Annotated in this window: 1 protein-coding gene; it reads right to left on the bottom strand. The window is 44.6% G+C overall.

Annotated elements, in window-relative coordinates:
• Nucleotides 1–98: 98 nt before the first annotated feature.
• Nucleotides 99–404 (bottom strand): hypothetical protein (locus AB4585_RS27545; RefSeq protein ID WP_372171932.1); only part of this gene is annotated, 306 nt, incomplete at its 5' end.

Here is a 404-nt window from a genome sequence, read left to right as displayed (position 1 = left end):
CCTACAGATCGCTCAGCATTCATTGAGAACGGGGAATTATTTGTCGATTGGCGAAGCTGAAAAAAGTAAAGCCCACATAAATATGCGGGCTTCAATGCTTAGTAGTAAGCTAATTGTGCTTTGCGTATCTCAGACCATGCAGCGAAACTTTCATCACCGCCATCAGATGACTTAACGAGCTTTCCACCCTTGAGTGAAAAAAAATACTCCAGGACAGCCATTCTCAAGCGAGAACCTACCACCCCTTTTGCCAAGCCACTAAACAGGTCGTCAACATTAACCGCGGCATAAACATCAACGTATAGCATATCCACTTCAAGCCAAGAACACTCATCATAGATAGACAACCCCAAATCATGATGCTCCATGACCTCAGACTCATCAACCATCAAATGGTACGCTCC

It is taken from the genome of Vibrio sp. 10N.222.49.C9 (assembly GCF_041474985.1).
Lineage (GTDB): Bacteria > Pseudomonadota > Gammaproteobacteria > Enterobacterales > Vibrionaceae > Vibrio > Vibrio crassostreae_C.
The sequence above is the reverse complement of the archived record's forward strand: the minus strand, read 5'-3'. Positions and strand labels throughout refer to the sequence as shown.